This is a genomic window from Klebsiella sp. MS 92-3 (assembly GCF_000195655.1).
GTDB lineage: Bacteria > Pseudomonadota > Gammaproteobacteria > Enterobacterales > Enterobacteriaceae > Klebsiella > Klebsiella pneumoniae.
Genome location: NZ_GL882836.1, coordinates 1939 through 15049 on the forward strand (window position 1 = coordinate 1939; position 13111 = coordinate 15049).

The 13111-nt window shown below is 58.0% G+C and carries 13 protein-coding genes and 1 pseudogene; 6 read left to right on the forward strand and 8 right to left on the reverse strand.

Features of this window, described 5'->3' with window-relative positions:
• Window positions 1-26: 26 nt before the first annotated feature.
• A pseudogene (clsB, locus tag HMPREF9538_RS07935) lies at window positions 27-552 on the reverse strand (cardiolipin synthase ClsB); the annotation flags it as partial.
• A complete protein-coding gene (locus tag HMPREF9538_RS07930; RefSeq protein ID WP_009485752.1) occupies window positions 549-1310 on the reverse strand; it encodes an endonuclease/exonuclease/phosphatase family protein in 762 nt (253 codons plus the stop codon). The gene HMPREF9538_RS07930 and the pseudogene clsB, both read right to left, overlap by 4 nt.
• 131 nt (window positions 1311-1441) lie before the next feature.
• On the opposite strand from HMPREF9538_RS07930, the gene HMPREF9538_RS07925 reads away from it, so the two are divergent.
• Window positions 1442-1879 carry a YbhQ family protein gene (locus HMPREF9538_RS07925; RefSeq protein ID WP_004176793.1) on the forward strand — a complete coding sequence of 146 codons (438 nt, stop codon included), beginning with the start codon at window positions 1442-1444 and terminating at the stop codon, window positions 1877-1879.
• Window positions 1880-1939: 60 nt separating this feature from the next.
• Here the strand turns inward: HMPREF9538_RS07925 and HMPREF9538_RS07920 are convergent, their stop codons facing one another.
• The 6 genes from HMPREF9538_RS07920 to HMPREF9538_RS07895 form a co-directional block, all read right to left on the reverse strand.
• Window positions 1940-3046, reverse strand: a complete 1107-nt coding sequence (locus HMPREF9538_RS07920) for an ABC transporter permease (protein ID WP_004142068.1) — start codon at window positions 3044-3046, stop codon at window positions 1940-1942.
• 129 nt (window positions 3047-3175) lie between these two features.
• Window positions 3176-4309, reverse strand: coding sequence for an ABC transporter permease (locus HMPREF9538_RS07915; protein ID WP_002895739.1), 1134 nt, complete (start codon window positions 4307-4309; stop codon window positions 3176-3178).
• Window positions 4299-6038, reverse strand: a complete 1740-nt coding sequence (locus HMPREF9538_RS07910) for an ATP-binding cassette domain-containing protein (protein ID WP_002895741.1) — start codon at window positions 6036-6038, stop codon at window positions 4299-4301. The genes HMPREF9538_RS07915 and HMPREF9538_RS07910 overlap by 11 nt, the downstream gene beginning before the upstream one ends.
• Window positions 6031-7026, reverse strand: a complete 996-nt coding sequence (hlyD, locus tag HMPREF9538_RS07905; RefSeq protein WP_002895745.1) for a secretion protein HlyD — start codon at window positions 7024-7026, stop codon at window positions 6031-6033. The genes HMPREF9538_RS07910 and hlyD overlap by 8 nt, the downstream gene beginning before the upstream one ends.
• The gene (gene cecR / locus HMPREF9538_RS07900) at window positions 7026-7685 is read right to left on the reverse strand and encodes a transcriptional regulator CecR (RefSeq protein WP_002895746.1); all 660 of its coding nucleotides are present in this window, start codon (window positions 7683-7685) and stop codon (window positions 7026-7028) included. Before cecR ends, hlyD begins: the two co-directional genes overlap by 1 nt.
• Window positions 7686-7758: 73 nt before the next feature.
• Window positions 7759-8682 (reverse strand): LysR substrate-binding domain-containing protein, encoded by a 924-nt coding sequence (locus HMPREF9538_RS07895; protein ID WP_004179102.1) that lies wholly within the window; start codon window positions 8680-8682, stop codon window positions 7759-7761.
• Between HMPREF9538_RS07895 and HMPREF9538_RS32405 the strand changes: the two genes are divergently transcribed.
• The 5 genes from HMPREF9538_RS32405 to HMPREF9538_RS07870 all read left to right on the forward strand — a co-directional run bounded on the left by HMPREF9538_RS32405 (window position 8674) and on the right by HMPREF9538_RS07870 (window position 13081).
• Complete coding sequence (locus HMPREF9538_RS32405; RefSeq protein ID WP_009485754.1) at window positions 8674-8811, forward strand: hypothetical protein; 138 nt, start codon at window positions 8674-8676, stop codon at window positions 8809-8811. The genes HMPREF9538_RS07895 and HMPREF9538_RS32405 overlap by 9 nt on opposite strands.
• 287 nt (window positions 8812-9098) lie before the next feature.
• Window positions 9099-10430, forward strand: coding sequence for an MFS transporter (locus HMPREF9538_RS07885; RefSeq protein ID WP_002895749.1), 1332 nt, complete (start codon window positions 9099-9101; stop codon window positions 10428-10430).
• Window positions 10431-10480: 50 nt separating this feature from the next.
• Window positions 10481-11230, forward strand: coding sequence for an SDR family NAD(P)-dependent oxidoreductase (locus HMPREF9538_RS07880; RefSeq protein ID WP_002895750.1), 750 nt, complete (start codon window positions 10481-10483; stop codon window positions 11228-11230).
• A 13-nt stretch (window positions 11231-11243) separates the two neighbouring features.
• Entirely contained in the window at window positions 11244-12089 is an 846-nt protein-coding gene (locus HMPREF9538_RS07875) for a transketolase (RefSeq protein ID WP_002895753.1), read from the forward strand.
• Window positions 12089-13081: a transketolase family protein gene (locus HMPREF9538_RS07870; RefSeq protein WP_002895757.1), complete on the forward strand. Its 993-nt coding sequence runs from the start codon at window positions 12089-12091 to the stop codon at window positions 13079-13081. Before HMPREF9538_RS07875 ends, HMPREF9538_RS07870 begins: the two co-directional genes overlap by 1 nt.
• Window positions 13082-13111 lie beyond the last annotated feature (30 nt).

Below are 13111 nucleotides of genomic sequence, written 5' to 3' on the forward strand. Positions count from 1 at the left end.
GGGGGGGGGGGCCGCCCCCCCCCCCGGGCGGCGGGCGGTTTCGCTGTTGGGCAGGTTTTCCAGCTCGAACTGCAGGATGTCGAGCACCACCGGCCCTTCGACCTGCACCGCATAATCCTGCTTCGCCTCCGGACCGTAGTCGCTCATATGTTCGGCGGAGTAGTTAATACCGCCGACAAAGGCGGTGGTGTCGTCGATTACCACGATTTTACGGTGCATGCGACGGAACAGATTGGTGCGCATCCCCATCAGCTTAGGACGCGGATCGTAGTAGCGGAAAATCACGCCAGCGGCGGTGAGCTCGCCGACAAATTCATCGCTGAGATCCGGGGAACCATAGCCGTCGAGGAGCACCTCCACCTGGATGCCGCGGCGGGCAGCCTCGAGCAGGACCGCGTGCAGCCGCCGGCCCACCTCATCTTCAAACCAGATAAAGGATTCGAGGATCACCCGCCGGCTGGCGCGACCGATGGCCGCAAACAGCGCCGGATAGTACTGGTCGCCATTCTCCAGTAGCGTAATGCGGTTGCCTTCCTGCCAACGACATTTCACAAATGTATCTCCACGCTAAGGGGTGCATGATCGGACAGATGCCGCCATTGTTTAAGGGCCAGCGCCTTCGGGCGACTGGCGTGGGCGTTCTTGACGTAAATGCGGTCGAGGCGCAGCAGCGGAAAACTGACCGGAAAGGTGCGCGCCGGCCGTCCGCGGGCGCGGGTAAAGATCTCTTCCAGCCCGGCCTGGGCTTTTAACGGCTGGTTAGCCTGCTGACGCCAGTCGTTAAAATCGCCAGCCACCACCACCGGCTCGCCCGCGGGCAGGGGATTGACCCACTCCGCCAGCATGGTCAACTGCGCCTGCCGTTGGTCGGCGCGTAGACCGAGATGGACGCAAATCACGTGAATAGTTATCCCGCTCCGCGGCGGCACGATGCGGCAGTACAGCAGGCCGCGCTTCTCCCCGTTGCCGACCGAGATATCGCGATTTTCGTAGTATTCAATGGGAAAGCGCGACAGCACGGCGTTGCCGTGGTGGCCTTCCGGATAAACCGCATTGCGCCCGTAGGCGTAGTCGCTCCACATGGTGTCGGCGAGAAATTCATAATGGGTCGTATCCGGCCAGTTTTCGATGTGCAGCGGATGTACCTCATGAGCGCCCATCACCTCCTGCAGGCAAACAATATCCGCGCTAACGCTGCGCACGGCGTCGCGCAGTTCGGGCAAAATAAAACGCCGATTAAACGCCGTAAAGCCTTTATGGGTGTTAATTGTCAGCACGTTCAACGAAAATCCCGCCGTTGGCTCAGCCATAATTCTCCAGTAAATGTCACTTTCCTGAATAAAATAGTGTAGTAGACGTCACAAAAAGATGCGGTGTTACGGAATTTTCCGTAAAGTGCGGTACTCTGAGTAGCAGAGAAAAATCCTTCAGGAGAGAAGCCATGAAGTGGCAACAACGTGTACGCGTCGCAACGGGTCTTAGTTGCTGGCAGATTATGTTGCATCTACTGGTCGTGGCAGTACTGGTGATGGGTTGGATGAGCGGCGCGCTGGTGCGCGTCGGATTGGGACTGTGCGTCCTCTACAGCGTCACGCTGCTGGCGATGCTGTTTTTACAGCGTCACCATGAGGCGCGCTGGCGCGATGTGGGAGACTTCCTTGAGGAGCTCACCACGACCTGGTACTTCGGCGCGGCCATGATAGCGCTGTGGCTGCTGTCGCGCGTGCTGCACAACAACCTGCTGCTGGCCCTCGCCGGGCTGGTGATACTGGCAGGCCCGGCGGTGGTCTCGCTGCTGGCGAAAGATAAGAGCCGTTACCCTAAAGCGTTCGGGCTACAACAAGGCGGCAACGCAGCGAATCCCCAGAAGCATAGATAACTATGCGACTGGGGTGAGTAAGGAAAGCCAACGCCGTTGTAGTTTGAACGATGACGGGTATTACGCAATCTTCCTTCGGAACATCGCATACGCCGCTGAGCCGGTGGTGGCCGCTATGACCAGTAGCGGCCACAAACTTCCCCACACAATCTCCAGACTCGCATCCTTCAGATAAATTTGCTTGGTGATATCGGTAAAGTGGCGGATGGGATTTATCCAGGTCAGATCCTGCAGCCACTGCGGCATGTTTTCCACTGGTGAGACGTACCCCGACAGGAGAATAGCCGGCATCATAAAGACGAACACGCCGATAAACGCCTGCTGCTGGGTGGCGCACAGCGACGAAATCAATAAGCCAAAGCCCACCAGCGATAGACCGTAAATCACCATGGTGAAATAGAACAGCAGCAGCGAGCCGGCAAACGGGATCTGATAGGCCCAGATACCAATCGCCAGCACGATAGTTGCCTGCAGGGTGGCGACGATCAGCGCCGGCACCGCCTTGCCGACGAAAATTTGCCAGGTGGCGAGGGGGGAGACCAGCAGCTGGTCAAGGGTGCCCTGCTCGCGCTCGCGAGCCACCGACAGCGAGGTGACGATCATCACCCCGATGGTAGTGATCATGGCGATAAGCGACGGCACCACGAACCATTTATAGTCGAGATTCGGGTTGTACCAGTTGCGCACCACCAGCTCGCTGTTGTTCGGCTTCGCTTTACCCTCCAGCAGCTCCTGCTGATAGTTTTTCACAATCTGTTGCAGATAGTTGGCGGCGATTTGCGCGCTGTTGGAGTTGCGTCCGTCGAGCAGAAGCTGCAGCGGGGCGGTTTGATAGTTATCCAGATTGCGCGAGAAATCGGCCGGGAAGCGCACCACCAGCAGAGCTTTTTGTTCATCGATGGTCGGCTGGATCGCCTGCGGGCTTTGCAGCAGCAGGACGTGGGTAAAGGCTTTGGCGCGGGCAAAGCGCTGAGTGAGTTCCACCGCGTGGCGACCGCTGTCCTCGTTGTAGATAGCGATGGTGGCGTTGGTCACCTCCAGCGTCGCGGCAAAGGGAAACAGCAGCACCTGAATCAGCACCGGCATGATTAAAATCGCCCGCGTCTGCGGCTCGCGCAGCAGCGACTGCAGCTCTTTGCGGATTAATGTCCATAAACGGTGAAACATAATAGCTCCTTTGGCCCATTCAACCACGCCGGGCGGCACTGCGTTTGCCCGGCCTACGGGATCGGCGAACCGTATAATCGATGTTGGTTAAACCGTAGGCCCGGTCGGCGCAGCGCCACCGGACAAAACCTAATCCAGACGCCGTTTGGTTTTCAGCCACGTCAGACCGATAAACATCACCGCCGACGCAATCAAAAACAGCACGTTGACCAGCAGCACCACCGGAATATTGCCCGCCAGAAACAGGCTTTGCAGAGTACTAACGAAATAGCGCGCCGGGATCACATAGGTCACCGCGCGGATCACCGCCGGCATACTGTCTATCTGGAAAATAAACCCGGACAGCATAATCGACGGTAAAAAGGCGGCGTTCAGCGCCACCTGCGCGGCGTTAAACTGGTTGCGGGTAATGGTTGAGATCAGCAGCCCCATCCCCAGGGTGCTGAGCAAAAACAGACTGGTGATGACAAACAGGATCGGCAGCGAGCCGCGATAGGGCACGCCGAGAATAAATACCGACACCAACATACACAGCAGCATCGCCAGCATGCCGAGGAAATAGTAGGGAATGAGCTTGCACAGCAGCAGTTCGGCGCGGGTGATCTCCGTCGACAGCAGCGCCTCCATGGTGCCGCGCTCCCATTCGCGGGCCACCACCAGCGAGGTCAGTATGGCGCCGACCACGGTCATGATGATGGTGATCGCCCCGGGGATAATAAAGTGCTGGCTAATAGCCGCCGGGTTAAACCAGTAGCGCATCTGCACGTCGATCAGTGGTTCAAAGGTTTCGCCGCGGTCTTCCGCCCGCTGCTGCTGCCAGATTTGCCAAATACCTTCCACATAGCCCTGAGCGAAGTTGGCGGTATTGGGCTCGCTGCCGTCGGTGATGAGCTGCAGCGGTGCGTCGGCGCCGGGGCGGGCCATCTGGCGGTCGAAATCCACCGGAATGACCACCATGGCGCGGATGCGCCCGGCCTGCATCATCTCAATCAGCTGCCTGCGGCTGTCGCTGACGGTGGCGTCGATATAGGGTGAGCCGGTCATGGTATGGACGAAATCCAGCGCCTCTTCGCTCTGCTGCTCAAGCAATACGCCGACCCGCAGCCTGCTGGAGTCGAGGTTAATGCCGTAGCCGAAGATAAACAGCAGCAGCAGGGGGATCACCACCGCGATCAGCCAACTGCTGGGATCGCGCACAATCTGCCGGGTCTCTTTGACGCACAGGGCGCGGACCCGCCGCCAGGAGAGAATGCTATTGCCCATGGCTATTCTCCTTGTCCCAGCGGTTAATCAGGGTAATAAACGCCTGCTCCATGGTTGGGTCCGTCTGGCTGTCGTCCGCCGCCTGGGCCTTCAGCGCATCCGGGGTCCCGCTGGCGATAAGCTTGCCGTGATAGACCAGCCCGATGCGGTCGCAGTATTCCGCCTCATCCATAAAGTGGGTGGTGACCATTACCGTCACGCCTTTATCAACCATGCTATTAATATGTAGCCAGAACTCGCGGCGGGTAAGGGGATCGACGCCGGAGGTGGGTTCATCGAGAAACAGAATATCGGGTTCATGCATCAGGGAGCAGGCCAGCGCCAGCCGCTGCTTGTAGCCGAGCGGCAGCTCGTCGGCGGCGTGGCGGGCGATACTTTTCAGGCCAAAGGCATCGCTCATCCGGGCGATTTTTTCATTTTGCGCCCGGCCGCGCAGGCCATAGACGCCGGAGAAAAAGCGCAGGTTTTGCTCGACGCTGAGGTTGCCGTACAGCGAAAATTTTTGCGCCATATAGCCCAGATGCTGGCGCGCCTTGCCAGAGCTGACCTTGAGATCCATTCCCAGCACCAGCGCTTTGCCGGAGGTGGGCACCAGCAGGCCGCACATCATTTTGAAGGTGGTGGATTTCCCGGCGCCGTTGGGGCCGAGCAGGCCGAAAATTTCACCGCGCTTAACCTGGAAATCGACATGGTCGGTAGCGGCGAAATCACCAAACTTTTTCGTTAACGACTGGGCTTCAATGACCGTTTCCTCTTTGCTGCCGTCAACGCGATGGATAATCGCCCCCAACGGCGATTCAGCGGTCCCGGCGCCGCCGAGCAGGTCGATAAACGCATCTTCAAAGCGCGGCGCGGTGTCGGCCACCTGCAGGGGCGGCATGTCGCCATGCTGCTGGACTTCCTCAATGCGCGCGTCCTTTTTCAGGATCAGACGCACCGATTTGCCCTGGATCACCCCGTCGCTAACCTGCGGCAGCTTCAGCGCCCGCTGCAGCAGGCGGCGGTTGTTCTCCTGCGGGCTGGAAACCAGAAAGCTGCGCCCGGCCATGGTTTGCGTCAGCGCCGTCGGCTCACCCTGGTAGAGCAGTTTGCCTTCGTTCATCAGCAGCACGTCGCGGCATTGTTCCGCTTCATCGAGATAGGAGGTGCTCCACAGAATCAGCATGCCGTCGCCGGCCAGCTCGTGCACCATCTGCCATAGCTCGCGGCGCGAGATAGGGTCGACGCCGACGCCGGGCTCATCGAGCAGCAGTACTTTCGGATCGCCCACCAGGGTACAGGCGAGGCCCAGCTTTTGCTTCATCCCGCCGGAAAGCTTGCCTGCCAGCCGTTCGGTGAATGGACCAAGAGAGGTGAATTCCAGCAGGCGGTCGAAAATTTTCTTCCGCGCCTCGCCGGTGACGCTGCGCAGGTCGGCGTACAGGGTCAGGTTTTCCATCACCGTCAGATCTTCATACAGGCCGAACTTCTGCGGCATATAGCCGAGCACCGCGTGCAGGGCGCTGTCGTCTTTTAGCGGGTCGAAGCCTATCACGCTGGCGCGGCCCTCATCAGGCTTGAGCAATCCGGCGAGCATTCGCATCAGGGTGGTTTTCCCCGCGCCGTCGGGCCCCACCAGCCCGGTGACGTAGCCGGCGCGGATCGTGCAGGTGAGCGGCGCTACCGCTGGCCTGTCCATACCGGGAAAACGGCGGCTCAGGCCGTTTAAGGCGATGACGGTCTCACTCATGTCCGTTCCCGTGGCTAAAGGAGATGGTCACCGGCATTCCCTGGCGCAGCGCGCCGTCGGCATCAGTCACCACAATGCGCAGACGGTAGACCAGATCGGTGCGCAGATCCGGGGTCTCGACGGTCTTCGGCGTGAATTCAGCGCTCGGCGAGACAAAACCGATTTTGCCGTGATAGGGCTTATCCGGCCGGCTGTCGGTATAGAGCAGCACTTCTTGTCCCGGCTGCGCCTGGCCGAGGTTTTTCTCGTCAACATAGGCGCGGACCCACACCGGATGCGTTAACGACAGGGTCAGTACGGTACCGCCGGCGTTGAGCATAGTGCCGGGCTCGACGGCGCGGGTCATCAGCGTACCGTCAGAAGGGGCGGTGAGCACGGTATCGTGCAGGTCCAGTTTGGCCTGGGCCAGCGCCGCCTGCGCCTGTTCCAGACTGGCTTTGGCCTGGGCAATCTCCTGCGGGCGGTTACCGGCGCGATACTGACGCAGCTTATCCTGCGCCGATTTGAGCGTTGCCTGCGCCTGATCGCGCGAGGAGCGGGCATTCTCCAGATCGTTGGCGGAAATGGCGCTGCTGGCGCGCAGCCCGAGCTGGCGCTGATAAAAGTTTTGCGCATAGTCGTAAGCGGCCTGCGCCTGTTTCACCGCCGCCGCGGCCTGGGCAATCTCTTCCGCGCGGTAGCCGGCCATCATCAGGTCATACTGCGCCTGGGCGGTGGAGACATTGGCCTGGGCCTGCAGCAGGGCATTTTCATACGGCGCGCGGTCAAGCTCGCCGAGAGTTTGCCCGGCGCGGATGCTGTCGCCTTCGTCGACGGTCAGCGAGGCCAGCCTACCGCCAACGCGGAAGCTCATGTTGACGGTGCGGATATCGACATTGCCATACAGGGTCAGCGGCTGCTGCCGGCTGCTCTGGTACCACCACCAGCCGCCGCCCAGCGCGGCGAGAAGAATCACGATCAGCAGAATGACGACGACGGGTTTTTTCATCAGCCCAAACTCCTTTGCGATAACCCATGCAGGATGAAATCGATATGACAGGTAATGACTTCGAAAATCTGTTCCGTTTTTTGCGCGTCAAACTGCGTCCAGCCGGTGCGCAGCAGGATAGTTTCACGCCCGAGACGGAAAGCGAGCACCTCGCCCAGCAGGGCGTGGGTATGGAGGATCATTTGCGTATCACTGGCTTCGCAGCCGGTCCAGGCGGCAATCAGCCGGGTGAGATAATGGTGCAGGGGGGCAATCACCTGCTGGTGGATCAGATGGTAGGCGGCGGTCGGCGCCAGCTGCTCACGGGAAATGAATTTGCTTAAGTTAACCGTATCGTCCTGGGTGAGCAGCAGGATCATGTTGTGGCAGGCGCTAAGGATGAGGTCGCGGATCGCCTGGCGATCCGGCGCTTCCCCGGCAAGCAGGTGCTCCGCCGCTTCGGCCTGCGGGCGAAAATTGTCGCCGATAAAATCGGCGATCCACTGGGCGCAGGCAAGATACAGATCGTCTTTCGAGCCAAAATAATAGGTGATAGCGGCGATATTCTGCCCGGCCTGGGCGGCGATATCGCGGGTGGTGGCGTGCTGGCCGTACTCGCCAAACTGGGCGATAGCGGCCGCGATAAGCTGATTTTTTGCCTGTTCGCCTTTACTGGTCATCGCGCTCGGTAAAAATTAATCAATCGATTGATTAACTTTAGGCGCCGACTGGCGGTTTGTCCACCAGCCGGGATCAAATATGGAACCCTTCCTCTTTCAGCTCTCCGGCGACCCAGGCGAAGAAGCGCTGGACCTTCTCCTTCTGTTCATTAGCGTGGGGGAGGACGAAGTGGTGCGCGCCGACCGGCATGCTCCGCTCGTCGGCAAATACCGGCGTCAGCTGTCCCTGGCGCACGTGTCCGCCGGCCAGCAGATTGCTCTCGAGGATCACGCCCATCCCCATTCTGGCCGCCTCGATGCTCATATATGACCGGTCGAAATTAAAAATGAAGTTTTTATGCCAGCCGCGGACCTTGTGCCACGACAGCCAGTTGCTCCAGTTAATTAAGGTGCTGTCGGAGTGGATCAGATCGCAGGCCAGCAGATCTTCCACAGCCTGCACAGGATGGCTGGCTAAATAAGACGCTGCGCTGTAGGGCAGGACGCGCTCATTTTTAATGGTTCTGACCAGCAGCGTCGGCCACTGTGACAGCCCGTGACGAATATCGATATCAATATTATCCCGGGAGAACTGGATGCTTTCGTATGAACAGGTCAGGCTGATTTTTAACGCCGGCCACGCCTGGCGGAATTTATCCAGACGGGGCATCAGCCATAGCAGGCCGAAGCTCGGCGCCGAATGAATGCGTAAATAATCCTGATGGATATCGTTGATCACCTGGCTGGTGGCCTGGCCAATCATATTCAGCGCCCCGGAGACCTCTTTGAGATATTTTTCTCCCACCGCCGTTAACGTGACGCCTTTGCTGCTGCGGGAGAACAGTTTTTTCCCCAGAAAGTGCTCCAGGCTAGCTATCTGATGGCTGACCGCCGAGGCGGTAATATTGAGATTCTCTGCGGCCAGATTAAGGCTGCCGGTAGCGGCGACTTCAATAAAAGCCTGGATATTGCGTAAAGAGGGCATCGGCAGATTTTTATTGGGTAGCGGTTGGCTCATGGCGGCATCCTGCGCGGGACGCGAATAAAAGAAAATAGCGAACAGCGTGGCGCAGCCGGGATGTACAGCATAGGGAAAAGCGAAAAAACAACGTTAATTTGTGATGGGCTTAACAATTTATCTTGTTAAAAGCGCGCAGGTCAGTAAACGCTAAAAATTTGCGGGAAGTCACTAACTCAATTTTTCTCAATCATAATTGAGGTTTTTTGAATACCGTTTCATTTTGGGGTTGTTATATTCCTCTCACAGGCCTGATAACAAACTGCGATGTGCTTGCATCGCAATTATAAAACACCTAACCACCTGTTTCGCTGGCGAAAAGCATTTATCTCTTGCTCCTGTATGGATAGTAAAACGCGGTGATCCGAAGCGGCAGCTTACAGCGAAGTGGATGAGGTATAAAACGAGGAAACCCTATGTCACGTATAGATACGCTGGTCTGTACTGACGCCAGGAAAACGAAATATCGTTTCGTGGTTTTGACGATGATTTTTCTGGTGTATGCCATCAATTACGCCGACCGAACGAATATTGGCGCGGTACTGCCTTTCATCATTGATGAGTTTCATATCAATAATTTTGAAGCCGGGGCCATCGCCAGTATGTTTTTCCTCGGCTATGCGGTAAGCCAGATCCCGGCCGGCTTTTTCATCGCCAAACGCGGTACCCGGGGGCTGGTATCGCTCTCCATTTTCGGCTTCTCCGCCTTTACCTGGCTGATGGGCACGGTGAGCTCCGTGTTTGGCCTGAAGCTGGTGCGGCTGGGACTGGGGCTGAGCGAAGGGCCTTGCCCGGTGGGGCTGGCTTCCACCATAAATAACTGGTTTCCACCAAAAGAGAAAGCCACGGCAACCGGCGTTTACATCGCGGCGACCATGTTTGCGCCGATTATTGTGCCGCCGCTGGCGGTGTGGATTGCGGTGACCTGGGGGTGGCGGTGGGTCTTTTTCTCTTTTGCTATACCCGGAATTGTGGCGGCCATCGCGTGGTATCTGCTGGTCAAATCCAAGCCTGCTGAGAGCGGATTTGTTTCCCAAAGCGAACTGGCAGAGATTAATGCCGGGCGTGAAAGTCATAATAATAGCGTACGCGAAAATATCTTAATTGCCGAAAGATTCACCTGGCTGGATAAAATCATTCGGGTAAAGAAAATGGCGCCAATTGATACGGCGAAAGGCTTATTCACCTCAAAAAATATTCTCGGTGACTGCCTGGCGTATTTTATGATGGTTAGCGTGCTGTACGGATTATTAACCTGGATCCCCCTGTATTTAGTCAAAGAGCGCGGTTTCGATGTAATGAGTATGGGCTTCGTGGCCAGTATGCCGTGCATCGGCGGCTTTATTGGCGCGATCGGCGGCGGATGGGTTTCGGATAAGCTATTAGGCCGCCGGCGTAAACCCACCATGATGTTCACTGCGGTGTCAACGGTGGTCATGATGCTAATTATGCTGAATATCCCGGCCAGCACCCTGGCAGTTTGTATTGGATTATTCTTTGTCGGCTTTTGTTTAAATATCGGCTGGCCAGCCTTTACCGCGTACGGTATGGCCGTTTCGGATAGCAAAACCTATCCAATCGCCTCTTCCATAATTAATAGCGGCGGCAACCTCGGTGGATTTGTCGCGCCGATGGCGGCTGGTTTCTTGCTTGATAAAACCGGGAGTTTTAATTCTGTATTTACCTATTTTGGTATCTGCGCCGCCATTGGTTTGGTGGTGATTCTTTTCCTCGATGAACCACAATAACGGAAATATATCCTGTTAATTAATATGACGTAATGTCATGGAGTGAAACTATGTTATTAAAAGATAAAGTCGCCATTATTACTGGCGCGGCCTCCGCACGCGGTTTGGGCTTCGCGACTGCGAAATTATTCGCCGAAAACGGCGCGAAAGTGGTCATTATCGACCTCAATGGCGAAGCCAGTAAAACCGCCGCGGCGGCATTAGGCGAAGGCCATCTCGGCCTGGCGGCCAACGTCGCTGATGAAGTGCAGGTGCAGGCGGCCATCGAACAGATCCTGGCGAAATACGGTCGGGTTGATGTACTGGTCAATAACGCCGGGATTACCCAGCCGCTGAAGCTGATGGATATCAAGCGCGCCAACTATGACGCGGTGCTTGATGTTAGCCTGCGCGGCACGCTGCTGATGTCGCAGGCGGTTATCCCCACCATGCGGGCGCAAAAATCCGGCAGCATCGTCTGCATCTCGTCCGTCTCCGCCCAGCGCGGCGGCGGTATCTTTGGCGGACCGCACTACAGCGCGGCAAAAGCCGGGGTGCTGGGTCTGGCGCGGGCGATGGCGCGCGAGCTTGGCCCGGATAACGTCCGCGTTAACTGCATCACCCCGGGGCTGATTCAGACCGACATTACCGCCGGCAAGCTGACTGATGACATGACGGCCAACATTCTTGCCGGCATTCCGATGAACCGCCTTGGCGACGCGATAGACATCGCGCGCGCCGCGCTGTTCCTCGGCAGCGATCTTTCCTCCTACTCCACCGGCATCACCCTGGACGTTAACGGCGGCATGTTAATTCACTAAGCGAGGCAAACAGATGAAGATGACCGAATCACAAAAAGTCGCCGCGGCGGCGTGGCGTATTCGCCGTTACGCCCTGCAAATGGGGGAAGTGCAGGGGCAGGGCTATATCGGCCAGGCGCTGGGCTATGCCGATGTGCTCGCCACCGCCTTCAGCCATGCCATGACCTATCGCCCGGAAGATCCCGAGTGGGAGGGGCGCGATCGCTTCCTGCTCTCTCATGGCCATTACGCTATCGCTTATTATGCCGCGCTGCTGGAGGCGGGCATTATCCCGGAAGCCGAACTGGAAACCTACGGCTCCGACGACAGCCGCCTGCCGATGTCCGGCATGGCGACCTACACCCCGGGGATGGAGATGTCCGGCGGCTCGCTGGGGCAGGGACTGTCCATTGCCGTCGGCATGGCGCTTGGGCTGCGGCAGAAACAGAGCAAGGCCTGGGTCTACAACTCCATGTCCGATGGGGAGCTGGACGAAGGGTCGACCTGGGAGGCGGCGATGTCGGCGGCTCACTATGGCCTGAGCAACCTGATTAACCTTGTCGATGTCAACAAACAGCAGGCTGACGGCGATTCACGCAAAATCCTCGGCTTTGAGCCGCTGCAGGATAAATGGGCCGCCTTCGGCTGGTACGTACAGCGCGTGGACGGTAACGATCTGCCGGCGGTGATGGCCGCCTTTGACAACGCGAAAAGTTATTCCGGCAATCAGCCGCGGGTCATTTTATGCGACACGCTGATGGGCAAAGGGGTGCCGTTCCTCGAAACCCGCGATAAAAACCATTTTATTCGCGTCGATGCCGACGAATGGCAAAAAGCGATCGCGGTGCTGGACGCTAACAAACCGGAAGGAGTGCTGTAATGAGCCAGAGTCAACCCCGTTTAAAAACGTCGGCGATGATCGCCTCGATTGCTGATGAAGGCCAGGCGACCGTCCCTGCGCCCTTCGGCGTCGCGCTGTCAAAACTGGCGGCGCAGCGCCCGGAAATCGTCGGCATGACCGCGGACCTGTCAAAATATACCGACCTGCATATTTTCGCCCAGGCCTTCCCGGATCGCTTTTTCCAGATGGGCATGGCCGAACAGCTGCTGATGGCGGCGGCAGGGGGGATGGCGAAGGAGGGATTTATTCCTTTCGCCACCACCTATGCCGCCTTTGCAACCCGTCGCGCCTATGATTTTATTCACCAGGTCATCGCCGAAGAGCATCTGAACGTGAAGATCTGCGCGGCGCTGCCGGGCCTGACGACCGGCTATGGCCCCAGCCATCAGGCCACCGAAGATCTGGCGATCATGCGCGGTATCCCCGGGATGGTTATCGTCGATCCTTGCGATGCGCTGGAGATAGAGCAGGCGGTACCGGCCATTGCCGATCACCAGGGGCCGGTGTATATGCGTCTGCTGCGCGGTAAGGTGCCGCTGGTGCTGGATAAATATGACTATCAGTTCGAACTGGGTAAGGCGAAGCTGCTGGAGGACGGCAACGATGTGCTGATTATCTCCTCCGGGCTGATGACTATGCGCGCGCTGGAGGCGGCTGAAAAGCTGCGGGCCGATAATATCGGCGTGGCGGTCCTGCACGTGCCGACCATCAAACCGCTGGATGAGAAAGCGATTATTGAACAGGCGTCGAAGCCGGGCCGCCTGGTGGTAACTGCGGAGAACCACACCGCGGTCGGCGGCCTGGGGGAAGCGGTGGCCGCGCTGCTGATGCGTAAGGGCGTACGCTGTGAGCTGGATAGCGTGGGGCTGCCCGACGCGTTCCTGTTAGCCGGCGCCCTGCCGACCCTCCACGATCGCTACGGCATCTCCACCGCGAAGATTGTCGAAAAAATTAAGTATCGTCTGCGTTAACCGCGCTGCTATGACCCACTGGGCCCCCGG

Coding starts and splice junctions, on each gene's coding strand:
- HMPREF9538_RS07930 (WP_009485752.1), bottom strand. CDS start 1,310: ATGGCTGAGCCAACGGCGGGATTTTCGTTGAACGTGCTGACAATTAAC.
- HMPREF9538_RS07925 (WP_004176793.1), top strand. CDS start 1,442: ATGAAGTGGCAACAACGTGTACGCGTCGCAACGGGTCTTAGTTGCTGG.
- HMPREF9538_RS07920 (WP_004142068.1), bottom strand. CDS start 3,046: ATGTTTCACCGTTTATGGACATTAATCCGCAAAGAGCTGCAGTCGCTG.
- HMPREF9538_RS07915 (WP_002895739.1), bottom strand. CDS start 4,309: ATGGGCAATAGCATTCTCTCCTGGCGGCGGGTCCGCGCCCTGTGCGTC.
- HMPREF9538_RS07910 (WP_002895741.1), bottom strand. CDS start 6,038: ATGAGTGAGACCGTCATCGCCTTAAACGGCCTGAGCCGCCGTTTTCCC.
- hlyD (WP_002895745.1), bottom strand. CDS start 7,026: ATGAAAAAACCCGTCGTCGTCATTCTGCTGATCGTGATTCTTCTCGCC.
- cecR (WP_002895746.1), bottom strand. CDS start 7,685: ATGACCAGTAAAGGCGAACAGGCAAAAAATCAGCTTATCGCGGCCGCT.
- HMPREF9538_RS07895 (WP_004179102.1), bottom strand. CDS start 8,682: ATGAGCCAACCGCTACCCAATAAAAATCTGCCGATGCCCTCTTTACGC.
- HMPREF9538_RS07885 (WP_002895749.1), top strand. CDS start 9,099: ATGTCACGTATAGATACGCTGGTCTGTACTGACGCCAGGAAAACGAAA.
- HMPREF9538_RS07880 (WP_002895750.1), top strand. CDS start 10,481: ATGTTATTAAAAGATAAAGTCGCCATTATTACTGGCGCGGCCTCCGCA.
- HMPREF9538_RS07875 (WP_002895753.1), top strand. CDS start 11,244: ATGAAGATGACCGAATCACAAAAAGTCGCCGCGGCGGCGTGGCGTATT.
- HMPREF9538_RS07870 (WP_002895757.1), top strand. CDS start 12,089: ATGAGCCAGAGTCAACCCCGTTTAAAAACGTCGGCGATGATCGCCTCG.